Source organism: Ruegeria sp. CH5 (assembly GCF_056537025.1).
In genome coordinates, this window is sequence record NZ_JBQFQT010000001.1 from 822355 (window position 1) to 845762 (window position 23408).

The following is a 23408-nucleotide window of genomic DNA, read 5'->3' on the forward strand; positions in this document are numbered from 1 at the left end:
CTGGAAATTCCTTCATGTCTCATCTGCCCGACCCGGATCGTCAGCCGGACTTCTACAAATCCGTGGCGATCAAACGCTTTTTTGCGTGGCTGTTCGATATCGCCTTCATTTCGCTGCTGTGCACGGTTGCCATTCTGCTGACCTTCGGCATGGGCCTGTTCGTCATCGCGCTGATCTATGCGGTCGTCAGTTTCATCTACCGAGTCGTCACCATCGCAAACGGGTCTGCCACGCTGGGCATGCGCTTTATGGGGATTGAGCTGCGCGACGCATTTGGCGAACGTATGGATACCGGCAAGGCCGTCGCGCATACAGCCGGTTACTTTGTCAGCATGGCGTTTCCGATCCTGCAGATCATCTCGGTCATCATGATGCTTACCAGTGCCCGCAACCAGGGCCTGACCGATGCCTTCCTCGGCACCGTAATGCTGAACCAGCGCGCCTGACACGGCCCGTTTCTGGGACTTGGCGACCCCAGAAACGGTTGCTATCATCGGCCCCGAGGAAACACGGGGCCTTCATGCGACACACGCTGCCGATTGCGCCGCAGTTCTATGTGACTGCACCACAGCCCTGCCCTTATCTCGAGGGCAGGATCGAGCGTAAGCTGTTCACCGCCCTTCAGGGCGAAGGCGCGGATCAGCTGAACAACTCTCTGTCGCAGCAGGGTTTTCGCCGGTCTCAAAACGTACTTTATAGGCCTTCCTGCACCGATTGTGCGGCCTGCCTGTCGGCCCGGATCGACGTCTCGGCATTTTCTCCGACCAAAAGCCAGAAACGCGCGGCGCGGCGCAATGCGCATCTTCAGCGACGCGCGACCTCACCTTGGGCCACCGACGACCAGTACGAGCTGTTTCGGCGGTACCTGGACACACGGCACGCTGATGGCGGCATGGCGGATATGGACGTGTTCGAATTCGCAGCGATGATCGAGGAGACTCCGATCCGCAGCCGCGTCGTTGAATATACCGACCCCAAGACCGGAAACCTGATCGCCGTCAGCCTGACCGATGTTCTGGATGACGGGTTGAGCATGGTCTATTCCTTCTATGATCCGAACCAGCCGCAAAGCTCACTGGGAACCTATATGATCCTCGATCATATCGACATCGCGCGCGAGGCCGGGCTGCCCTATGTTTATCTGGGCTATTGGGTCCCCGGCAGCCCCAAGATGGGCTACAAGGTGAAATTCGCCGGGCTCGAGGTCTATGTCAAAGGCGGGTGGCAGCGTGTGGACGACCCGGAGGCGTTCACCGACTCAACGCATCACCCGCTTTCGACTGCTCCGATTGCCGAGCAGGTCGCGAATATCCAACTTCCCGATCGCCACCCCACCAAAGGTTGAATTCTGATGCAGCAAGGTTTGCACGCCGTCACCCTGGTGGTGCCGGACTATGATGACGCGATCGCGTTCTACACCAAGACGCTTCGGTTCCGGCTGACCCAGGACATCGATTTGGGCGAAGGCAAACGATGGGTTTTGGTTACGCCCCCCGGCAGCGATGGGGCTGCTCTGCTGTTGGCCAAGGCGGACGGAGACAGCCAAAGGGCCGCAATCGGTAATCAGACCGGTGGTCGTGTCGGGTTTTTCCTCAGAACCGATGATTTCGCCCGCGATCACGCAGACATGCTGGCCAACGGGGTCCGGTTCGAGGAAGAGCCCCGCCACGAACCCTATGGCATCGTTGCCGTCTGGCAGGATCCGTTCGGGAACCGTTGGGACCTGATCCAGTTCACCTGACAACCGGCGTCAGCCGGGACCAAAGCAAAGGGGGCCTCGCGGCCCCCTTTTCAGTTTGACAACGCCATCACCGATCAGTTCGGGATCAGGTCCGGCACGATCGTCACGATCGACGGGAAGAACCACAGGATTCCGATGCCAACCACCTGGATCAGCACGAAGGGGATGATCCCGCGGTAGATATGGCCCGTCGTTACCTCTTTCGGCGCCACGCCGCGCAGATAGAATAGCGCAAAGCCAAATGGCGGCGTCAGGAACGAGGTCTGCAGGTTCACCGCCACCATGATCGTCACCCATTTCGGGTCGAACGACCCGCCATAGATCACCGGACCCACGATCGGGATCACGATGTAGATGATCTCGAGGAAGTCCAGCACGAAGCCGAGGATGAACAGCACCAGCATCACGATCAGGAAGACCGTGAACTCGTTGTCAAAGCTCTTGAGGAACTGCTGGATGTAGTGTTCCCCGCCGAACGAGATCACCACCAGGTTCAGCAGCTGCGAGCCGATCAGGATGGTGAAGACCATCGAGGTCACCTTGGCGGTCTCCCGCACCACCGGTGTCAGAACGCCGCTGGCATACAGCACCCAGCAGGCGAACAGCAGGCCGAACAGCGCATAGAGGTAGGTGGCATAGGCCAGAATGAACGCAATCCAGGTCTCGACGCTTACATCGCCTTGGTTCACGCGGAGGTCAAAGTTGACACCCAGCAGAAGGCAGATGATGACGGCGAAGGTGGACCAGATGATCACTTTGCCCGACCGCCCCTGATCTTGCAGTTTGCGATAGGCCGCCAGCATGATGGCCCCGCCTGCCCCCAGCGCTGCGGCCGGAGTCGGGTTGGTCACACCACCCAGGATCGATCCCAAAACCGCGATGATCAGAACCAGCGGCGGGAATACCACGCGGATCAGATCATTGGTCGCACAGCGCGCCGCCGCTTCCTTGCAGCCATACATGGCAAGCCCGAAAGGCAGCGCCAGCAGCAGGAAGGTCGCCCCCGACGAAGTGGTCGGCGCAATCATCAGCACATCGACCAGCAGCATCAGGATCAGCCCGATTGCACCCACGATCAGCGGCTGCGGCGATTGCGAAGGCGCAATGCCGCGGCCCAGAACCAGCGTCAGACCCAGCAGTACGACCATGACCGCAACACCGGTGCCGATCGGGGCGGCAGCCGCAATCTTGGCTTCACGGGCCGAGGCCAGTTCTTCTTCACTCAGCCGTTGCGCCTCGGTTGCGCCGCCGGCAGCATCGATGGCTTCCTGCTCGGCCACGGCCTTGTCCCAAGCCGCCTGACCATGCAGGTCTATCATCGAGGCCTTGCACTCTTCGGACACATTGGTGCGCAACGAGGCTGCCTCACCGATATCCGAGAAGCCGGAAACGGTGATGTTCTGGCTGCCGATGACACCGGCGCTGCCCAGCAGAACCGCGCCCACGATCAGTGCGACCGGGGCACCCAGCAGCCAGGTCAGGCCTTCCGAGCGGGTGATGGTCTCGCCGCTGCCGCCTGACAGTTCGACCGCAGGTGCCTTGTGCGGGTTGAGCAGCGCGTAGCCAAAGGCATAAAGCGCATAGAGCAGCGCCAGCATGATCCCCGGCAGCAGCGCCGCCTGGAACAGCGTCCCCACCGAAACCACGGCAGGCTCGCCCAGATAGGTCAGCGCGTCGGTACAGCCCGCTTCGACTGCGCGGGTCTCTTGCGCCGTCGAATACAAGTCACCCGCCAGCGTGCCCAGCAGAACGATCACGATCGAGGGCGGAATGATCTGCCCCAGCGTACCCGAGGCTGCGATCACACCCGTCGCCAGTTCTGGCGAGTAATTGTTGCGCAGCATGGTCGGCAGGGCCAGCAGGCCCATCGTCACCACGGTCGCGCCGACAATCCCGGTCGAGGCCGCAAGGAATGCCCCCACAACCACGATCGACACCGCCAGACCACCCGGCAGCGGGCCAAAGACGCGCGCCATCGTGGTCAGCAGATCGTTGGCGATTTTCGAGCGTTCCAGCGTGATGCCCATCAGCACGAACATCAGCACCGCCAGCAGAGTCTCGATCGACTGACCGGCCAGAACCCGTTCGTTGATGCGGTTCACGATGAAGGACACGTTGCGGTCCAACGCGGTTTCCCAACCCTGAACAAAGACCGGCTCGGCGATCCTTGGCAGGTCCGGGTATCGGAACACGGATATCACATCGGGTTTCACGCCCGAGTTCACGATGTCCCGATAGGCTTGCGAGCTTGTGTCGATCGCCTGGTGGATCAACAATCCGGCGCTGTCCAGCGCGGCGATGATCCCGAAAGAGATGATGCCGGCCCCGCCGATGGCAAACGCCACCGGAAAGCCGCTGAGAATCCCGCCGAACAGGCAGAGGAATACGATAATGAGGCCTATCTCGACGCCATCAAGTCCGAATAGCATTGTCTTGGTCTCCGTCCTTAATGTGTGCCTTCGTAGGCTTCTTCACCCTCGCCAAGGCTGTCCTTGTCGAGGTATTTTCCAGCGCTTTCCGGGCCTTCGACATATTCGAGATAGGACCGGTAGAAGAACGCGATCGCGTGCAGGAATACCATCGCGGCAAAGGCCACAAGCAGGATCTTGAACAGGAAGTAGGCATTGAAGCCGTTGGGGCTGAAGCCGATGGTTTCGACGTTCCAGCGCAGCGCGCGGGATTTCATCACCAGCCTGTCCAGCGTGTCGCTGGCCGAGGGCTTCGGCACGATCAGGTGACGCCACATGAAGTACCAGCCATACATCCAGGTCAGCACGGCGATGGGCATCATGAACAGGATCGAACCCAGCATGTCGACCACGCGCTTGGCCCGGTGCGAGATACCGGCATATACGAGGTCCACGCGGACGTGGCCGCCCTGCACGAAGGTGTAGGTGCAGCACAGGCAGACGACGAGCGCGTTGTACAGCTTCAGCTCTTCGGCGTACCAGCTGATATCCATCTGGAACGGGATACCCAGACCAAACGCCATGTCAGGCCGCGCGAACACACGCTGCATGAATACGATGACGATTTGCTGGATCACCATCAGCAGGCCCGCCCAGGCAAAGAAACGCCCGGTCGTGTTGGCGAACCCTTCCAAAACGCGCACCATGCCCCACATGAAGCCACGGAAGTAAAGCCCGATAGCGGTCAGCACGAGGAAGATCGTGAAGACCACGAAAAAGAACTCGACCGACCCGCCGTAGTAGACAAAGCGCATGATCGCTTCTTTGTCCGACCAGTTCAGCCACAACTGCGGATGCGTGATGGCGTATCCGAAATTATAGAAGGCTTCGGCGATGCTCTGAACGAACCAGACCAGTCCGTTCCACAGGGCGCCGAAGAACGAGATACCGTTTTCGTCCTGCATAATGTCCCCAGGTCCCGTTGGTTGCGACGCTGATTATAGCGGAAAACCGTGCGATCCGCGCATCTGCAACAGGAAAGGTTTCCCCGCACGTGGCGGGGAAACCGTTTGATTGCCAGACGGCCAGTTAGCCCAGAACGCGGTCGCGCTGAGCGGTGTAGACGCCCGACGACATGTTCAGCCACGACGACGAGGCTTTCATCGATGCCATCGCGCTGTCGTGGATCTTCTTGAACAGCTCGTCGCTCATGTTCTCGGCCAGAACTTCCTGGCTGGCTTGTCCGAAGGCATCCCAGACACTGTCGGGGAATTCCATGACCTTTACGCCGCCGGCCTGCAGACGCTGCAGCGCCGCGCCGTTGTTGGCCAGGAACTGTGCCAGGTTCCACTGGTGCGCTTCGCCGGCAGCGATCTCGATGATCTTCTGGTGCGCCGGCGAGAGGCTTTCGAACACGTCGCGGTTGGTGGCCAGCGACAGGCCTGCGCCCGGCTCGTGGAAACCGGCGGTGTAGTAGATCTTGGTGATCTCCTGGAAACCGGCCTTTTCGTCCGCCCAGGGACCGATCCACTCGGTGCCGTCGATGGCACCCGAGGACAGCGCCTGATACACTTCCGAACCCGGGATGTTCTGAACCGATGCGCCCAGCTTGCCCAGCGCCTTGCCGCCCAGACCCGGCATGCGGAACTTCAGGCCATTGAAGTCTTCGGGGCTGTTGATCTCTTTCGAGTACCAGCCGCCGGCCTGCGCACCGGTGTTGCCTGCCAGGAACGATTTCAGGCCGAAGATCTGGCCCAGTTCGTCATGCAGCTCCATGCCGCCATCGAAATAGTACCAGTTCACAAGTTCCTGCGCGGTCATACCGAACGGAACGGCCGTGAAGAACGCGTAGCCCGGGTGCTGACCGACAAAGTAATAGTCGGCGGCATGGTACATGTCAGCCTGACCCGACGAGACGGCGTCGAACACTTCGAACGCGCCCACCAGTTCGCCCGCTGCCTTGATGTCAACCGTCAGGTTGCCGTCGGACATTGCGGTGATGCTGTCGGCGCAACGCTGCGCGCTGTCGAACACGCCAGCCAGACCGCGGCCCCACGAGGTAACCATGGTCAGCGTGCGCTTGCCCTGCGCATAGGCGGGTGCCGCCAATGCGGTTGCCGCTGCGGCCGAGCCGCCCAGTGCCGACGTCTTTAGAAACTTACGACGATCCATAAGAGTAATCCTCCCCTTCATAGTCACGACTCGGGCAGCGCCCGAGCCAGTCGTTTACGGTAGCGTCACCCTAATGAAGGCCGTTTGAAAAGGAATACCTATTACTACGTAGATCGGATGGTTTTTTCTGCGGAACGCGCAATTGAGGGGCTCATTTTGACCCGCAAACCGCGAGTCCTGGGCGTTTCGAGCGCCGGAATGCCCAATCTCTTTGCAATTTCACCCCCGCTTGCGTATCGATTCGACCATGGGGAAACTCCGCGCTCTGCTTTCACTGACCTACGCTCAGAAGCTGTCGCTGGTTGCGGCCATTCCGCTGGTCGTGGCCGTGGCCGCGATCGCGGTCATGGTGGCCTACGAAGCCCGCGCGACGGCTGAACGCGAGATCAAGGCGTTGGAACGTCGGCTGATCGAGGCCAAGAAGGAAGAGCTGCGCAATTACGTGACACAGGCCCGAAACGGGTTCGCTTATATCTACGGACGCGCGTCTCCGGATGACAAGGTTGCCCAGAATCTGGTAACCCAGATCCTGTCGGCGATGATCTACGGAAAGGACGGGTTCTTCTTCGTATACGATTATGACGGCAACAACCTTGTCAGCCCGCGCCAGACTGAGTTCATCAATCAGAACTGGGAAGGCCTGACGGACAGCGAGGGTGTTCCGGTCGTCGACGAGTTCATCCGCCTGGCCCGGCAGGGTGCCGGATGGCACAGTTTCATGTGGCAGAAGCCCTCGACCGGCGAAGAGGCGATGATGATCGCCTATGTCGTCGGCCTGCAGGATTGGCGCTGGGCCGTGGGAACCGGTGTATTCATCGACGACATCGTCGCAACCGTAGCCAATGCCCGCGCCGAGGTCGAAGCGCGGGTGCAACGCACTTTCCTGTATATCGGCGGTATCGTTCTGGCGGCGGTTCTGATCGTCTTCGCCTCGGGGATGCTGTTGAACATCCGCGAACGCCGGCTTGCGGATGCCAAGCTGAAGGAACTGACCAAGCGGGTCATCGACGCTCAGGAGGAAGAGCGCGGCCGCGTTGCGCGTGAGCTGCATGACGGGATCAGCCAGATCCTGGTCGGGGTACGCTATGCGCTGGACAATGCCCGGCGGCGCCTGTCCAAGGGCGATCATGACGGCGCACGTGCGCCGCTGGACAAGGGCATAGACAACCTGGGCACCGCGATTACCGAAGTGCGTCGCATCAGTCGCGACCTGCGGCCCGGCGTATTGGATGACTTGGGCCTTGGCCCGGCCCTGAAGGCGCTGACCGATGATTTCCGCGAACGGACCGGGATCGAGACCGAGTTTTCGACCGTCGTGTTCCGCAATCGTCTGGACCAGGACAGCAAGATCGCCCTCTACCGTATCGCGCAAGAGGCGCTGACGAATATCGAACGCCATTCTGGCGCAACCCGCGTCACGATCGACCTGCGCGGCCACAAGAAGGGCGCGACCATGCGCATCACCGACAACGGCCGTGGCCTTCGGTCACGACCGGGCCGGGTCAGCACTGGGATCGGGCTGCGCAACATGCAAGAGCGCATAGAACAGCTTGACGGATCCCTGCGTATCCTGTCATCACGCGGCGCACAAAGTGGTACAGTGATCGAAGTCAGCCTGCCGCTGAGCCACCTGTTGCCGCCGCAGGAAGACGCGACACCCAAAGGAAAGGCCGGTTCCTGATGACCGAAACGATCCGAGTCCTTATCGTCGACGATCACCCCATGGTCGCCGAGGGCATCCAGTCGATCCTCGAGAGTTTTGACGACATCAAGGTCGTCGGCACGTTGGGCAATGGCCGAGACGCGGTGGATCAGGCCGCGCGCCTGCAGCCCGATGTCATCCTGATGGATCTGAACATGCCGGGGCTCGGGGGGCTCAGCGCCACGGAGCTGATCCTCGAACGGCTGCCCGACACCCGCATCCTCATTCTGTCGATGCATGACAGCCCGGAATACATCTCGACCGCATTGAGCCACGGGGCCAAGGGCTATGTTCTCAAGGATGTGCCGACGGACGAAATCAAGCAGGCCATAGACGCGGTCATGCGTGGAGAGCGCTATCTGTGCACCGGGGCGATCGGATCGCTGGAACCGAAAGAGGATGCGGCGCGCGAAGCGCTCACCGGACGCGAGCAGACGATCCTTCTGGAATTGGCGCAGGGCAAGTCGAACAAGGAAGTCGCGCTGGCGCTGGATATTTCGGTTCGCACGGTCGAAACCCATCGCAAAAACATCAAGCGCAAGCTGGGCATCTCATCGACTGCCGGCCTGACCCGATACGCGCTGGAACATGGCGTTCTGCAAGGAACCGGCGTGGCCTTCTGACGGCCGCGCCATCAGCGCAGCTTCCGCGCTTCAACGGATTCCTTCGCCGAAAAAGATCAGCGTGCCGTCCTCATCCAGAACGTGAAACTCTCGCTGTTGATATGGCTGATCGAATGGCGCACGAACCCGCCCTTCAGGGAGGTCCTCGAGTTTGGGACGCAGGCTTTCGTACAAGTCGTCTATATCCTCGACATCAACATAGAAGGATTGCTCGTGGCCCAGCGGCAGGCCATCCGCGCGCGGCGGGCATTCCAGCAGGCGAATTGCAACCGGGCCAAGCCTGAGAAAAGCATAGTTGTCTTGCGTGAACCCACACGCGAAACCCAGACGATCGCAGTAGAATGCAATTTGCCGGCTCAGCGAGGAACACAGGACAAAGGGGGTCAGCTGAACAATACGTGGCACCTTGCACTCCCTGGCAGGATCTGACTGCTCCACCCTATCACGGGTCAGTCCAGAAGCTCATCGTTTCGCACCCCCTCCCTGTCGCGATGACACGGCAGCACACGGCCGTAGAGCTGCCGTGTACGCTCGACCCCGCCACACATGCCTTCGGCCTCGACAAAGGAGAATATCCCCACGTAGCGCGGCCGTGCACCCGACACTGGCGCCACGCGATGCAAGGAATAGCGCCCCCGAAAGATCTGCAGATCACCGGGATTGAGCTCCAACTGGCGTACCATTCCCATATTGCCGTCTAGAACCGAGGCCACCTTGTCAAAGTTCTCCTCCTCAGCGGTGCGCAGGTTCGGCGCGTATTCAAAGGCGCCGCCTTGCTCGCCATTCTGGATCGCCAGAGTAACCGTGTAGTTGTTCGTGTCGAAATGCCACGGAAAGCCCTGCCCCTCTTCGACCACGTTGATGATCACATCCGCCAATGGATCATCGTAGCGAAAGAACCGATCCGCGGGTTCATTCAGAGCTTCGCGTATGAAGGGCAGAAATCCTTCGAACTCGTAGATTCTGCGCAGGGGACCGGTAGACGGGAAATTGTCGGCCGGAACAAAGGCGTTCGACCGGTCATAGAACTGACGGATCGGGTGGGCGATACCAAAGCGGGGATCGTCCTTGGTGAAATAGGCGTTGGTCCGGTTGAAACTGCGATGCGCACTCGGCGCGACGGCTTCGGCTTCGGTCAGCAACTGACCCAACCCGTCTTCGTGGACAAATCCGGGTAAAACTGCGCAACCATCTTTGTCGAGGTCACGACGAATGTCATCGATCAACCGATCATAGGCCGCCGAATTCGGACGATCTATCGGATAGCGCCCGAGGTCCACCAGATCCATCAGCATGCCGTCCTCCCTGACTTGTTCGCAGCCCCAGCCTGACCCAGCCCGGCCCCCGCATCATGCCCGTTTCAGACATCGCTCTGACGCATTCTGACCTCGACCACCGCTCGGAACTCGGCAAAACTCGGCCAGTATTTCCGGAAATTTCCCCACATGCGGCAATCTGCGCAACAAAATGTCGCAAAATTCGACATCAGAGTCAGGAAATTGGCCAGATTGCCTGTTGACGCCCCTTCGCGCCGCCCATAATGTCTGCCCCACGCAAAAAGGAGCCTCTGGCGATGAGAACGCTAGTAGTAATCGTAGGAACCACGCGCATGGGCCGGTAACGGTAAACCATAATCGAACCCATGCGCCTCCGAAACTTCGGGGGCTTTTTTTTGTCAAACGCAAGACACATGTCGCGAACGGAGCAAAGCAGATGACACGTGAGATGACCGGCGCAAAGATGGTGGTCCAGGCCCTCAAGGATCAGGGCGTGGACACGGTATTCGGATACCCCGGCGGCGCCGTGCTACCGATCTATGACGAGATCTTTCTGCAAAATGACATCCGTCACATCCTGGTGCGGCATGAACAGGGCGCGATACATGCCGCCGAGGGCTATGCCCGTTCAACCGGCAAACCCGGTGTCGCACTGGTGACCTCGGGGCCCGGCGCGACCAACGCGGTGACCGGCCTGACCGACGCGCTTCTGGATTCGATCCCGATCGTGGTTCTGACCGGTCAGGTGCCGACGTTCATGATCGGCTCGGATGCGTTCCAAGAGGCGGACACGGTGGGCATCACCCGGCCCTGCACCAAGCACAATTGGCTGGTCAAAGACACCAACTCGTTGGCGGAAACCATGCACGAGGCGTTTCATGTCGCCACCGCGGGCCGTCCCGGTCCTGTGTTGATCGACATTCCCAAAGACGTCCAGTTTGCCACCGGAAAATACACCGCGCCGAAACCATCGACCTCGCATTATCAACCGGCGCTCAAGGGCGACATCGAAGAAATCACCGAACTGGTCGCCGCCATCGAAACCGCCAAGCGGCCCGTGTTCTACACCGGCGGCGGCGTGATCAACTCAGGCCCCGCTGCCAGCCAACTGCTGCGCGAGCTGGTCGACGCGACCGGGTTCCCCATCACCTCGACCCTGATGGGCCTGGGCGCCTATCCGGCATCGGGCAAGAACTGGGTCGGGATGTTGGGCATGCACGGTCTGTACGAGGCGAACATGGCCATGCATGACTGTGATCTGATGATCAATGTCGGCGCCAGGTTCGACGATCGGATCACGGGGCGTATCGACGCCTTCTCGCCCAAGTCGAAAAAGGCGCATATCGACATCGACCCGTCCTCGATCAACAAGGTGATCCGGGTGGACATCCCCATCGTGGGGGACGTGGCGCATGTTCTGGAAGACGTGCTGAAGGTCTGGAAGGCGCGTGGTCGCAAAACCAACACCGAAGCGATCGCCAAGTGGCAGGCCCAGATCTCGGACTGGCGCAAGGTCAACTGCCTTGCCTACACCAACAGCGAAAAGGCGATAAAACCCCAATACGCGCTGGAACGGCTCGAGGCGCTGACCAAGGACCACGATCGCTATGTCTGTACCGAGGTGGGCCAGCACCAGATGTGGGCCGCGCAATTCCTTGGGTTCGAAGACCCCAACCGCTGGATGACCTCGGGCGGGCTGGGCACCATGGGCTATGGCTTCCCGGCTTCGATCGGGGTGCAGATGGCACACCCGGACGCGCTGGTGATCAACGTCGCGGGCGAGGCCAGTTGGCTGATGAACATGCAGGAGATGGGCACCGCCGTCCAATACCGCCTGCCGGTGAAACAGTTTATCCTGAACAACGAACGCCTGGGCATGGTGCGCCAGTGGCAGGAACTGCTGCACGGCGAACGCTACTCGCATTCGTGGTCCGAGGCCCTGCCCGATTTCGTCAAGCTGGCCGAGGCCTTCGGGGCCAAGGGGATCATCTGCAAAGACCCCGCCGATCTGGATGACGCGATCATGGAGATGATCAATTACGACGGTCCGGTGATCTTTGACTGTCTGGTGGAAAAGCACGAGAACTGCTTCCCCATGATCCCGTCGGGCAAGGCCCATAACGAGATGCTGCTGGGCGAGGCCGAAACGAAGGGTGTCATTCAGGCTGGCGGCGCGGTGCTGGTTTGATATTGCTTGCGGACACAGGGCCACGCTGTTGGCCCTGATGGACGCTCACAGGACAGGACGGAACATGCCCGGCATCCCCACTCAGACATCTCCACGCGAGAACCTGCAGATTTTTGCGGGGCGTCGCGGCTGGCAGTTGGGCATTCTTGTCCCTGCGCTGGTGCTTGGGGTCTTTGTCATCTGGCTCGGCCTCAGCTGGAGCGAGATCGCGGCCAATGGCAGCGCCGGCTTTCCGATCGACTTTCGGGTCTTTTGGGCCGCCGGACGTCTGGCCCATCTGGGTGAGCCTCTGTCGGCTTTCAGTGTCGACAGCCTGACCGCCATGCACAACGTCATCAAGGAAGATGACTGGATGCCCTGGTCTTACCCGCCGGCGTTTCTTGCAACGCTGCAACCCTTGGGCGCCCTTCCCTTCCCCATTGCCTGGCTGGTCTTCTCGATCGCGTCGATCGTCGCGATGATATTCGCCGCCCGGCCGTTCGCGGAAGGCATCACACCGGTCTGGTTCGCATTTGCGCTGCCACCCGCGATATTGCCGACCCTGTTCATGGGGCAGACCGCAGCCCTGTGGATGGCCGGTTTGCTGGCGGCACTTGCAGCGCTCAAGAACCAACGTTTGGTTCTTGCCGGCTTTTTTATCGGCCTTCTGACGCTCAAACCTCAGCTGGGCATCCTGATTCCCTTTGCTTTGCTGGCGTGCCGGGCGTGGCCGACCATCATTTCGGCCGGCGTCACGACTCTGGTTATCTCGGGATTGGCAACCGCGCTCTACGGTCCGGAATACTGGCTGGAAATGCGCAACATGATGGCGGTCCACTTTTCGGTGGTGCGTGAAACCATCGTCGAAAACAATCTGATGCTCAGCCCCTATTCGACGCTCGCCAGCTTTGGGCTGCCCGAGCCCGTCGCCTTGGCCGTTCAGTGGACGATCACAGCCTGCGCGGCCATCATGGTCACGATCACGTGGCGCAGCCCCCGCATCGGTTTTGACCTGCGCGCCGCTGTGCTTGCGCTGGCGGTCATGCTGTCCACCCCATACCTGTGGTTCTACGAATCTGCGCTGATCGCCGCTGCGGGACTATTCCTTTTGCGCGCAGGTGTATTGACGAACAGCCCATGGGGCCTGGTGCTGGCCGGAGCGATGTGGCTGGGTGCCGCCCCCGCTTTCTTCGCCTTTCTGTTCCGCGGCGAGGCCGACATCTCGATCCGCCTGCTTTTTGCACCGCTTTTGTATCTTTCCTGTCTGGTCTGCATCGGCGCCGTTGTTCAACGGCTACGGGCGCCAGACTATTCCTCTGCCAACGATGAGGTCTTCCAATGACTGCACTCAAGATCCGAAAAGGTTCCACCCGCCACTCGGCCTACAACCTGCGCCCGACCTTCTCGGACGTGCAGGAACGCCACACGATTGCTGTTCTGGTCGAAAACGAACCGGGGGTTCTAGCCCGGGTCATCGGGCTGTTCTCGGGGCGCGGCTACAACATCGAAAGCCTGACCGTGGCCGAGGTCGACCATACCGGACACCTCAGCCGCATCACGATCGTCACCACTGGTACCCCGCAGGTGATCGAACAGATCAAGGCTCAGCTGGGCCGCATCGTCCCGGTGCATGACGTGCATGACCTGACAGTCGAAGGCCCTTCGGTCGAGCGGGAACTGGCGATCATCAAGGTCGTCGGCGAAGGCGACAAGCGGGTCGAGGCGTTGCGTCTTGCCGACATTTTCCGGGCCAATGTCGTGGACAGCACGTTGAATTCGTTCATCTTCGAAATCACCGGCGCGCCGGACAAGATCGATGCATTTGCCGATCTGATGCGCCCGCTGGGCTCTGTCGAGGTTGCACGGACAGGCGTCGCGGCCCTGCTGCGCGGCAACTGATTTTTCGCGAACCCATCAAAACGCCCCGTCACCCCGATCGACGGGGCGTTTTGCGTTGTCAGATCGTTTCCACAGGTGCACAACTGAGCACTGACAGGAAAAAGACCATACAAATGGGCTTAATGCCTATTGCGTTCGCGCCTGAGCGCGTTACGCTTCGACCAGAACACGCAAACTGCGTGTTCCATGGGGTCAATTTTACGATTTCTTGACTGGCGATCGGCCTTTCTGGCCGCTCCGGTCGTGTTTCCCGAACCGTTGCAAACCAGAGTGAGACATGGCCGTAGACACTCGCACGCCCGCCGAGCTGCGCAGCATGCTGGGGGCGAATCTCAGGCAACTTGCCGACCGCTATCCTTCGGTCGCCGAGCTGTGCAGACAGCTGGGCGTCAACCGCACGCAGTTCAACCGGTATCTTTCTGGCGAGAGCTTTCCACGCCCGGACGTTCTGGACCGGATCTGCCGGTTCTTTGACGTGGATGCCCGCATTCTGCTGAAACCGCTTGAGGAAATCCCCGCGCCCCGGCGCTGTGACCTGCCTGAAAGCGTGGTCCAGTTCCTTCGGCCCGGACTGGCAGCCTTGACCGAGGACGCGTTTCCAAGCGGCGTCTATCTTGTGACGCAACATGGCGGCGAAGACGATCCACGCGCCCATCATTGGCTGGTTCAAACCCGGCACCTGCATCAATGTGCTGTCCTGCGCGGCTTCCTGCCGCCGGCAATGGCAGGCACGCGTTCCGCCACGAGCCGTGAGCTTCGTGGCTTCGCCGCCTGCGCCGGGCCCAATATCTACGCAGTGTTGTCGCGCGAGGCTGGTCGTGACAGCAAGACGATCGTAATCCGCAAAGACATGACCGATGGCAACGGCGTATGGATCGGTTCGTGCATGGAGCACTCTGCGGCTACTCCGCACATCTACAGATTGGAAATCCGCCATCTGGGCCACGATTTCCGGGCAACGCTGGAGGCAGCAAGACTGGCGCGCCGGACATAGGAAACCGCCCAAACTCCCGTGCATGTCGTTGTTAGAAAAGCCGGAGTCGCAGAAGTGTAAGCGAGGGCTGGCCCCGGATGCCTAGGCTGGTGGAGAAGCGAGGAGAACCAGATGGCCAGCACCCCAACCGAACTGTCGGCTGTTCGTCAGAGCATTGAAACCGCTCTGGGCCTGCCCAACGCACATTATACGGACCCTGCCCTGCACGCCGAAGAAACTCGCGCCCTGCTGCTGGATGGCTGGGCCGGTCTCGCGGTCACCGCCGATGTCCCCGAGCCCGGGGACGCGGTTCCGCTGGAGTTCATGGGTATTCCGCTCCTGTTGCTGCGTGACCGTTCCGGTACGGTCCGTGTGTTTCAGAATATCTGCCGTCACCGCGGCATGATCCTGGTCGAAGAGCCCCGCAAGATCGAAGGCGCCATTCGCTGCCCCTATCACAGCTGGTGCTATTCCACCGAAGGCCGGCTGGTCGCCACGCCGCATGTGGGCGGCCCGGGCCAGAACGCACATGACGCGGTCAGCAAATCGGAACTTGGCCTGATCGAGGTGCGCAGCCATATCTGGCGCGACGTGGTGTGGATCAACGTCTCGGGCGACGCGCCGGCGTTCGAGGATGCCAACGCCAGGCTGATCGAGCGTTGGGCCGAGTTCGACAAACCGCTGTACCACGGCGGCCCGGAAAGTTCCTTTCGGTTGGACGTCAATTGCAACTGGAAACTGGCGGTCGAGAACTACTGTGAAAGCTATCACCTGCCGTGGGTGCATCCCGGGTTGAACAGTTACTCGCGGCTTGAGGATCACTATCACATCCAGGAGCCCGGCCTTTATTCCGGTCAGGGAACCTTGGTCTATCGGCAACTGAAAACTGAGGACGGTCGGGTTTTTCCCGATTTCGACGGCCTCAGCGAGAAATGGGACACCGCAGCCGAATACATCGCCGCCTTCCCCAACGTGCTGTTGGGCGTGCACCGGGACCACGCCTTCGCCATCATTCTGCGGCCCGAGGCCCAGAACCGGACCTCGGAGCACATCCACCTGTTCTATTCGGCGCCGGATACCGATGCGGATCTGCGCGCCCGCAATGCCGAGCAGTGGAAAGTGGTCTTTGAAGAGGATGTGTTCGTCGTAGAAGGGATGCAGCGTGGCCGCGCGGCGCCGGGGTTTGACGGCGGACATTTCTCGCCGGCGATGGACGGGCCGACCCATCTGTTCCACGACTGGGTGGCGCAGCGTCTGATGGCACATCGCAACGAACTGGCCGCTGAATGACCGACCTGCACACCCGCCTTCTGCAGGCGCATGCGGCGGGTGACATCACGGCTTTGGCTGAATTGTACGAATTGGCCGCCGCCAGCCAGCAGGACGACGACGCCCGGAGCTTTTTTTTGACCCACGCCTATGTCCATGCGCTTGAAGCCAACCTGCCCGGCGCGGGACGTCTGCGTCAGATGCTGGTCGACATGGGCCGCGAAGTGCCCGATTCCTGACCCCGAGAACCTAGGCTTGGGCCGGCTCGGCGACCGGCCCCGCCGCTGCGTCGTCTTCGGTGATCTGCCGATACAGGTGCCAGCTGGCATGACCGAACAGAGGCAACACGATCAGCAATCCCAAAAACCAGGGCACCATGGCGACAAAGGTCGTGACCGCAATGAAAGCACCCCAGCCCAGCATGACCCGCTTGTTCACGCTGACATATGCATAGCTCGAGATCATGGCAGTGACGAAGTCGAGCTCCCGGTCCAGCAGCATCGGGATCGACAACACGGTGATCATGTAAAGCAGGATGGCAAAGATCGCGCCTACAGCAGTGCCGACAGCCAGCATGGCCAGACCGTTGGGTGTCAGAAATACCTCAAGCGATGACGACACGTTTGTCATTGTCGACAGCCCCATGAACAGCGCAAAGATCATGTGGCCGAGAAAGAACCAGAACAGAAACATCACGACGATGATCGCGCAGATCGACGGCAACTGACGGCGGCTCTGCTGGATCACGACACCGAAGATGGCGCCATAGTCCAAAGGCTCATTCCGCTCGAGCCGGTGCGATACCTCGTACAAACCCACGGCGGCGAATGGCCCGATCAGCGGAAAGCCGATGGCAGCCAGCACCAGCCAGAACGAGGTGCCCGTTTGCACGGTTACCCAGGCCATCAACCACCCGACCAGAACGTAGAAGCCGCCGAACAGCAGGCCAAAGACCGGTGCGCGGCGATAATCCTGCCAGGCGCGATGCAGCGCCGTGCGCAACATGCCGATATCCGCCGGTTTCAGCGTTGGCACTCCGAATGGCTTTTCCATGTTCCGTTTCTCCTCCCCTTGCCCTCAGGCCATGGCCGGGCGTTTTTGCGGCCAATGCGTCACGGCGTGATAGGCGGCCCCCAAAGCCAGCAGTTGCGCGTCGCTGCCGCGCGGCCCGAACAGTTGCATTCCCATCGGCAGTCCTCCGGGGCCAAACCCCGCCGGTATCGAAAGGCAGGGCAGACCAATCAGGCTGACCGGTGTGACCACCTGCATCCAGCGATGATAGGTGTCCATCGCGACCCCACCAATGCTGCGCGGATACGGCTGATTCACAGGGAACGGCCACACCTGAGCTGCCGGCAACACCAGCGCATCATACTCGGCGAACAGTTCAACCGCCCGACGGTACCAATCCGAACGGGTGACGCTGGCTGCATGGACCTCCATCGCTGTCAGGGCCAGACCTCGCTCCAGCTCCCATTGCGCGGTGTCCTTCAGGGCGTCTTTTCGGTCGGCCAAGGGCAGCAGACTTGCTGCTACGCTCCACGACCGCAGGGTGATCCAGCTGTTCCACAGGCGTTCGGCATCGAAGGGCGGCGGTACGTCCTCGACGGTTGCGCCAAGTCCCTCAAAAATCGCCAACTCGTTGCTGCATTGGGTCAAAATCCCTTCCTCAGTCGGGAATGCGCCGCCCCAATCGCCCAGCCATCCGATCCGCATCCCCTCCAGGCTTTCGACAGACAATGGGGTGACGGGTTCGCAGGGAACGCTCAAAGGCTGCCTCGGATCGGGGCCAGAGATCACATCCAGCAATAGTCCGATATCCTGCGGGCTGCGGGCCATCGGTCCCAAGGTCGAGAGCTGGTGCAGGAACAAATCACCCTGTGGTTCCGAGGGAACCCGGCCCCAGCTGGGCCGGAAACCGTACACGTTGTTCCACGCGGCCGGATTGCGCAGGCTGCCCATCATGTCCGACCCATCCGCCAGCGCGACCATCCCAGTGGCCAAGGCCACCGCTGCGCCACCCGACGACCCACCGCAGGATCGGGCCGGATCGTATGGGTTCCGGGTTGCGCCATAGACCGGATTGAAGGTGTGCGAGCCCAACCCGAACTCCGGTGTGTTCGTCTTTCCGATCAGGATAGCCCCGGCAGCCCGCAACCGTGCTGCGATCAGGTCGTCGACGGCTGGGACGTGATTGCGAAAAACCGGCGACCCCTGGGTCGACGCGATGCCAGCCACATTGACCAGGTCTTTGACGGCAATCGGAAGCCCATGAAGCGACCCGCGGCCCGACTTTTCGTCGGCGGCCCGGGCTTGTGCCATAAGCACATCCTCGTCCTGCAGCGCGACGATTGCATTGACCTGCCCGTTCACCTGGGCAATCCGGTCGAGCGTCGCGCGCATCAACTCAGCGGCTGACAAATGCCCTGTCGCGAGTTTCTCGAGAAGATCAGCGGCTGAAGTATCGCTTAGGTTCATGGGGTTACGTCCGGGCTTTGCTTGCGCTCAGCCTAGCGACCCCATGTGTGCATTTAAACCCGGTGTTTTGGATATATCTTTTCCACGCAGTTCAACTGCGCGGCATCAGTCGTCCGACTGCGCCTCGGCCCGGCTTTTGCCCGAGACCTTGAGGGCCAGAGTGGCTGCCATGAATGCATCCAGATCACCGTCCAGGACCCCTTTGGTGTCCGACGTCTCGTAGCTGGTGCGCAGGTCTTTGACCATCTGATAGGGCTGCAGGACATAGGACCGGATCTGGTTGCCCCAGCCGGCATCGCCCTTGGCTTCGTGCGCGGCGTTGATCTCGGCGTTGCGGCGGTCCAGTTCCATCTGGTACAGGCGCGATTTCAGCGCCTTCATGGCGATGTCGCGGTTCTGGTGCTGCGATTTTTCCGAACTGGTCACCACGATGCCGGTCGGGATGTGGGTGATCCGCACCGCCGAGTCGGTGGTGTTGACGTGCTGACCGCCCGCCCCCGAGGACCGGTAGGTATCGACGCGGATATCGGCCGGGTTCACTTCGATCTCGATATTGTCGTCCACCACCGGATAGACCCAGACCGAGCTGAACGACGTGTGCCGCTTAGCCGCCGAGTCATAGGGCGAGATGCGGACCAGCCGGTGCACGCCGCTTTCGGACTTCAGCCAGCCATAGGCGTTATGGCCCGAGATCTTGTAGGCCGCCGACTTGATCCCCGCCTCTTCGCCCGGAGTTTCCGACTGCAGCTCGACCTTGTAGCCCTTTTTCTCGGCCCAGCGGACATACATCCGCGCCAGCATCGAGGCCCAGTCGCAGCTTTCGGTGCCCCCGGCGCCCGCGTTGATTTCAAGGAAGGTGTCGTTGGCGTCGGCCTCGCCGTCCAGAAGCGCCTCGAGCTCTTTTTCGGCCGCCTTGTCGCGCAGTTTCTTCAGGGCCTCTTCGGCATCCTTGACGACCTCTTCGTCGCCCTCCATCTCGCCCAGTTCGATCAGTTCGATGTTGTCGTTCAGATCAGTCTTGATCGACTCGTAGGTCTCGATCGCATCGACCAGAACCTGCCGTTCGCGCATCAGCTTCTGCGCGTTTTCGGGGTTGTCCCACAGGTTGGGATCCTCGACGCGGGCGTTGAACTCCTCCAGCCGGTGCGGCGCGGTTTCATAGTCCATACGCTGGGCCAGCAGCTCCAGCGATTTTTGGATCTCGGCCACGATGTTCTGGATTTCGGCGCGCATGGTCAGGTCCCAACTTGCTCAATCAGGCCTGCGTGATAGCAAGAGGTTCAGGCCACCACAAGATGACCCGAAAGGCAAATGCAGCACGGACCGGAGCAGTTCCTGAAGAAATGGCATCTGGCCGACCCGCGGCTGGTGGTGGATACCGGCGCGGCGCGTGTCTGGCGGGCCAAACGTGAGGACGGGTCTGAAGTTGCGCTCAAACTCTATCGCCGTGCCGATCGGGGCAACGAGGCGCCGGGATGCCGCCTGCTGGCTGCCTGGCGCAACCGGGGCGCCGTCGCGATCCTGGCCGAGGGCCGCCGGGCGGTCATGATGGAGTGGCTCGAGGGTCCGACCCTCGGCGATCTTGCACGGGCAGGCAACGTGGCCGACGCCCTGACACTACTGGCTGAAACGGCGCGGAACCTGCATGCTGATCCGATTGTCGAAGTGAGCGGGCTGAGGCCTTTGGAGCAAGTGTTTGCACCGCTTTTTGACGTCGGATTTGCCGATCAATGTACGCGGCCCCTGCAAACCGATATGCGGCGCGCCATAGCTTTGGCTCAGGATTTGCTGCAGACGCAGCCCGTGCATCTCCCCCTGCATGGAGACCTGCACCCCGACAATGTCATCCTGACTGCATCCGGCCCGCGCGTGGTCGATGCCAAGGGTTATGTCGGAGATCCGGCGTTCGAACTGGCAAATGCGCTGCGGCACCCGAAAGGCATGCCGGACCTTGTGCGCGAAGATGGGCAGATTTCCGCGTGCCTGAATCTGTACGCCGCGGCGATGAATGTTTCGCGGGCGCGTCTGGCCCGATGGGCGGCGGCCAAATGCGCCCTGTCCATATGCTGGCGGTCCGGCGGATCGGTCGAGAGTGACCCGGAGGCCGATCTGCTGCGCCTGTTTCTAAGCGCTGCAGATCAGTAAAGTCCGCCGCCCTGAAGATCGCCCTGGCTGGCCTTGGGCCCCACGATGATGGTCTGCCCGGTCGAGGTCTGGACCTGGCGCCCGCCATTGGTCACTTCTTCGAACAACGGCAGATCGGACCCCATCGCAAAACCACCGTCATAGACACGGTCGATGAACCCGTCGACGCCATCACGGAAATACTCGGCCACCACATAGTCACCCGATGCGTCATCCGGCAGACGGGCACCGCTGAAACGGTCGATCTTGATGAAGTGCCCACCCGGCGGCACTTCGAACGGACCGCCGCCGTATTTCTCGACGGCCTTTTCCATAAAGCTCTGGAAGACCGGACCGCACAGCGTGCCGCCGTAAGCACCCCGCCCCATCGGGCGCGGGCGATCATACCCGATGTAGCACCCGGCAACGATGTTCGAGGTGAAGCCGATGAACCAGGCGTCCTTGGATTCGTTGGTCGTACCGGTCTTGCCAGCCGTCGGAACCGGCAGATTGACCACACGAGACGCGGTGCCGCGATCAACCACGCCCTTCATCATCGACGTCAGCTGATATGCCGTGATTGCATCCATCACCTGCTCTCGGTCGGTCACGATCGTGGGTGAGGCGTCGGGCTCCAGCCAGCTGGAGTTGCAATCCAGGCACTGCCGGTCATCATGCCGATAGATCGTTTTGCCGAACCGGTCCTGGATCCGGTCGACCAGAGTCGGTTCGACCCGCTCGCCGCCGTTGGCGAACATCGCATAGGCCGCCACCATCTTGTAGAGCGTCGTCTCCTCGGCCCCCAGCGCATTGGCCAGGTAGGGACCCATGTTGTCATACACACCGAACCGCTCCGCGTATCCCGCAACCACCGGCATCGAAACCTCTTGCGCCAGTCGGATGGTCATCAGGTTTCGCGACTGCTCGATCCCGGTGCGCAGGGGCGTCGGCCCGTAGAATTTGTTGGTCGAGTTCTTCGGGGTCCACAAGCCCTGCGGTGTGTTCACCTCGATCGGGGCGTCTACGACGATGGTCGCTGGGCTGTAGCCACTGTCCAGTGCTGCCGCATAGACGAAAGGCTTGAAGGCCGATCCCGGTTGGCGCTGCGCCTGGGTTGCCCGGTTGAACACCGAGTCCTGGTACGAGAACCCGCCCTGCATCGCCAGAACGCGGCCCGAGTTCACATCCATCGCCACGAAGCCGCCTTGGACCTCGGGAACTTGACGGGCGGACCACTGGCCCTCTTCCCCGGCAACGACCAGGATCACGTCGCCGCGTTTGAAGTTTGCCTTGAAGTCACCCTGCATCCATTTGATGTCGCTGCGCGGGATGATGCCGTCAGCCGGACCGTTCTCGATCCCTACCGTCAACTGCTGATCGGCCACATCCAGCACCACCGCGGGGTACCATTGCGTGGGCAGCACCACGTCCCGCGGAATTTCCATGATCGCCAGAGCTTCGCGCCACTGCGCTTCGTCTGCCAGTTTTTCCTCGGGGATGGTTTCACCCGTGCCGCGCCACTTGCCGCGCGACTGGTCATATTTCTGAAGCGCCTCGCGCAGGGCGCGTGCGGCTTCAACCTGCATCTCCTCGTCAACCGAGGCCCGGACGGTGAAACCACCGGTAAAGAACTCACCCTCGCCGAAGTCCTCGCTCAGCTGGCGGCGGATTTCGTCGGTGAAATAGTCGCGCGGTGGCAGTGCGGTGCGGAAGCTTTCGAAATCACCGTTCTGAACCGAACGCAGCGGTTGCGCCACTTCAGTCTCATAGGTTGCCTGATCGATATATCCGTTCTGATACATCTCGCGCAGCACGTAGTTGCGGCGATCCAACAGACGCTGTTTCTGGCGCACCGGGTGATAGTCCGAAGGCGCCTTGGGCATCGCAGCCAGCGTCGCGGCCTCATGCGGGGCCAGTTCCTGCAAAGTCTTGTTGAAATACGTCTGCGCAGCGGCGGTCACGCCGTAGGAGTTTTGGCCAAGGAAGATCTCGTTGAGATACAGCTCAAGGATCTGTTCCTTGTTCAGCGTTTTTTCCAATCTGGTCGCGAGGATGATTTCCTGAATCTTGCGTTCGACCCGCCGGTCGCCGGACAGCAGGAAGTTCTTCATCACCTGCTGGGTGATGGTCGACGCGCCGCGCAGCGTCTCACCCTTGGATTGGACCGCCTCGATCCCGGCTGCGATGATCCCGCGCGGGTCGTACCCCTGATGCGAATAGAAGTTCTTGTCTTCCGCCGAGATAAACGCGTGCTTCACGAGGTCCGGGATTTCTTCGGACGGGGTGAACAGGCGGCGCTCCTGCGCGAATTCGTCGATCAGTTGACCCTTGCCCGAATAGATACGGCTGATGGTGGGCGGTTTGTACTGGGCCAGCGACTCGTGGCTGGGCAGGTCGCGGCCATACATCCAGAAGACCGCGCCAATCACCAGCGCGACCATGAAAATACCCAAGGTGACGAGGCTGAAAACCGCCCCGAAAATCGAAAGAATGAACCGGATCACGTTGCTGCCTTTTGTTCGCGGTGACGCCTATATAGTGTCGCTGCACCCAAGGGTCAAAACACACGGGCGCA

21 protein-coding genes are annotated in these 23408 nt (G+C 61.0%); 12 read left to right on the top strand and 9 right to left on the bottom strand.

Annotated elements, in window-relative coordinates; genetic code table 11:
• The first annotated feature begins 14 nt into the window (after window positions 1-14).
• The 3 genes from ACR0JC_RS04055 to ACR0JC_RS04065 all read left to right on the top strand — a co-directional run bounded on the left by ACR0JC_RS04055 (window position 15) and on the right by ACR0JC_RS04065 (window position 1741).
• Window positions 15-446 carry an RDD family protein gene (locus ACR0JC_RS04055; protein ID WP_093962341.1) on the top strand — a complete coding sequence of 144 codons (432 nt, stop codon included), beginning with the start codon at window positions 15-17 and terminating at the stop codon, window positions 444-446.
• Between the two features lie 74 nt (window positions 447-520).
• Window positions 521-1345: an arginyltransferase gene (locus tag ACR0JC_RS04060; RefSeq protein ID WP_170338691.1), complete on the top strand. Its 825-nt coding sequence runs from the start codon at window positions 521-523 to the stop codon at window positions 1343-1345.
• 6 nt (window positions 1346-1351) lie between these two features.
• On the top strand, window positions 1352-1741 hold the full coding sequence (locus tag ACR0JC_RS04065; protein ID WP_170338689.1) for a VOC family protein: 390 nt from the start codon (window positions 1352-1354) through the stop codon (window positions 1739-1741).
• 74 nt (window positions 1742-1815) lie between these two features.
• Here the strand turns inward: ACR0JC_RS04065 and ACR0JC_RS04070 are convergent, their stop codons facing one another.
• From ACR0JC_RS04070 to ACR0JC_RS04080, 3 genes are all read right to left on the bottom strand, one after another.
• Window positions 1816-4170, bottom strand: coding sequence for a TRAP transporter large permease (locus ACR0JC_RS04070; RefSeq protein WP_170338687.1), 2355 nt, complete (start codon window positions 4168-4170; stop codon window positions 1816-1818).
• A gap of 17 nt (window positions 4171-4187) precedes the next feature.
• Window positions 4188-5114, bottom strand: a complete 927-nt coding sequence (locus ACR0JC_RS04075; protein WP_170338177.1) for a TRAP transporter small permease subunit — start codon at window positions 5112-5114, stop codon at window positions 4188-4190.
• Between the two features lie 124 nt (window positions 5115-5238).
• Entirely contained in the window at window positions 5239-6321 is a 1083-nt protein-coding gene (locus tag ACR0JC_RS04080) for a TRAP transporter substrate-binding protein (RefSeq protein ID WP_170338175.1), read from the bottom strand.
• Between the two features lie 247 nt (window positions 6322-6568).
• On the opposite strand from ACR0JC_RS04080, the gene ACR0JC_RS04085 reads away from it, so the two are divergent.
• Both ACR0JC_RS04085 and ACR0JC_RS04090 read left to right on the top strand, forming a co-directional pair.
• Entirely contained in the window at window positions 6569-8002 is a 1434-nt protein-coding gene (locus ACR0JC_RS04085; protein ID WP_170338684.1) for a cache domain-containing protein, read from the top strand.
• Window positions 8002-8646, top strand: coding sequence for a response regulator transcription factor (locus ACR0JC_RS04090; protein ID WP_170338171.1), 645 nt, complete (start codon window positions 8002-8004; stop codon window positions 8644-8646). Before ACR0JC_RS04085 ends, ACR0JC_RS04090 begins: the two co-directional genes overlap by 1 nt.
• Window positions 8647-8676: 30 nt before the next feature.
• On the opposite strand, the gene ACR0JC_RS04095 is transcribed toward ACR0JC_RS04090, so the two are convergent.
• Window positions 8677-9051: a bleomycin resistance protein gene (locus ACR0JC_RS04095; RefSeq protein ID WP_170338682.1), complete on the bottom strand. Its 375-nt coding sequence runs from the start codon at window positions 9049-9051 to the stop codon at window positions 8677-8679.
• A 44-nt stretch (window positions 9052-9095) separates the two neighbouring features.
• Window positions 9096-9941: a HalD/BesD family halogenase gene (locus ACR0JC_RS04100; protein ID WP_170338680.1), complete on the bottom strand. Its 846-nt coding sequence runs from the start codon at window positions 9939-9941 to the stop codon at window positions 9096-9098.
• A gap of 418 nt (window positions 9942-10359) precedes the next feature.
• On the opposite strand from ACR0JC_RS04100, the gene ACR0JC_RS04105 reads away from it, so the two are divergent.
• The 6 genes from ACR0JC_RS04105 to ACR0JC_RS04130 all read left to right on the top strand — a co-directional run bounded on the left by ACR0JC_RS04105 (window position 10360) and on the right by ACR0JC_RS04130 (window position 16470).
• Window positions 10360-12111 (top strand): acetolactate synthase 3 large subunit, encoded by a 1752-nt coding sequence (locus tag ACR0JC_RS04105; RefSeq protein ID WP_170338679.1) that lies wholly within the window; start codon window positions 10360-10362, stop codon window positions 12109-12111.
• Window positions 12112-12175: 64 nt separating this feature from the next.
• Complete coding sequence (locus ACR0JC_RS04110) at window positions 12176-13432, top strand: glycosyltransferase family 87 protein (RefSeq protein WP_170338677.1); 1257 nt, start codon at window positions 12176-12178, stop codon at window positions 13430-13432.
• On the top strand, window positions 13429-13989 hold the full coding sequence (gene ilvN / locus ACR0JC_RS04115) for an acetolactate synthase small subunit (protein WP_093962354.1): 561 nt from the start codon (window positions 13429-13431) through the stop codon (window positions 13987-13989). The genes ACR0JC_RS04110 and ilvN overlap by 4 nt, the downstream gene beginning before the upstream one ends.
• 277 nt (window positions 13990-14266) lie before the next feature.
• Window positions 14267-14983 carry a helix-turn-helix domain-containing protein gene (locus ACR0JC_RS04120; protein WP_254430701.1) on the top strand — a complete coding sequence of 239 codons (717 nt, stop codon included), beginning with the start codon at window positions 14267-14269 and terminating at the stop codon, window positions 14981-14983.
• A 111-nt stretch (window positions 14984-15094) separates the two neighbouring features.
• Window positions 15095-16252, top strand: a complete 1158-nt coding sequence (locus ACR0JC_RS04125; protein ID WP_170338675.1) for an aromatic ring-hydroxylating oxygenase subunit alpha — start codon at window positions 15095-15097, stop codon at window positions 16250-16252.
• Window positions 16249-16470, top strand: a complete 222-nt coding sequence (locus ACR0JC_RS04130) for a hypothetical protein (RefSeq protein ID WP_170338672.1) — start codon at window positions 16249-16251, stop codon at window positions 16468-16470. The genes ACR0JC_RS04125 and ACR0JC_RS04130 overlap by 4 nt, the downstream gene beginning before the upstream one ends.
• 10 nt (window positions 16471-16480) lie before the next feature.
• Here the strand turns inward: ACR0JC_RS04130 and ACR0JC_RS04135 are convergent, their stop codons facing one another.
• The 3 genes from ACR0JC_RS04135 to prfB all read right to left on the bottom strand — a co-directional run bounded on the left by ACR0JC_RS04135 (window position 16481) and on the right by prfB (window position 19942).
• Window positions 16481-17284 (bottom strand): DUF2189 domain-containing protein, encoded by an 804-nt coding sequence (locus ACR0JC_RS04135; protein WP_170338670.1) that lies wholly within the window; start codon window positions 17282-17284, stop codon window positions 16481-16483.
• Window positions 17285-17308: 24 nt separating this feature from the next.
• A complete protein-coding gene (locus ACR0JC_RS04140) occupies window positions 17309-18709 on the bottom strand; it encodes an amidase (RefSeq protein ID WP_170338668.1) in 1401 nt (466 codons plus the stop codon).
• A 105-nt stretch (window positions 18710-18814) separates the two neighbouring features.
• The gene (gene prfB / locus ACR0JC_RS04145; RefSeq protein WP_170338666.1) at window positions 18815-19942 is read right to left on the bottom strand and encodes a peptide chain release factor 2; all 1128 of its coding nucleotides are present in this window, start codon (window positions 19940-19942) and stop codon (window positions 18815-18817) included.
• A 78-nt stretch (window positions 19943-20020) separates the two neighbouring features.
• Between prfB and ACR0JC_RS04150 the strand changes: the two genes are divergently transcribed.
• Entirely contained in the window at window positions 20021-20854 is an 834-nt protein-coding gene (locus ACR0JC_RS04150) for an aminoglycoside phosphotransferase family protein (RefSeq protein WP_170338663.1), read from the top strand.
• On the opposite strand, the gene ACR0JC_RS04155 is transcribed toward ACR0JC_RS04150, so the two are convergent.
• Window positions 20848-23337 (bottom strand): penicillin-binding protein 1A, encoded by a 2490-nt coding sequence (locus ACR0JC_RS04155; protein WP_170338660.1) that lies wholly within the window; start codon window positions 23335-23337, stop codon window positions 20848-20850. The two genes, ACR0JC_RS04150 and ACR0JC_RS04155, sit on opposite strands and share 7 nt — an antisense overlap.
• Window positions 23338-23408 lie beyond the last annotated feature (71 nt).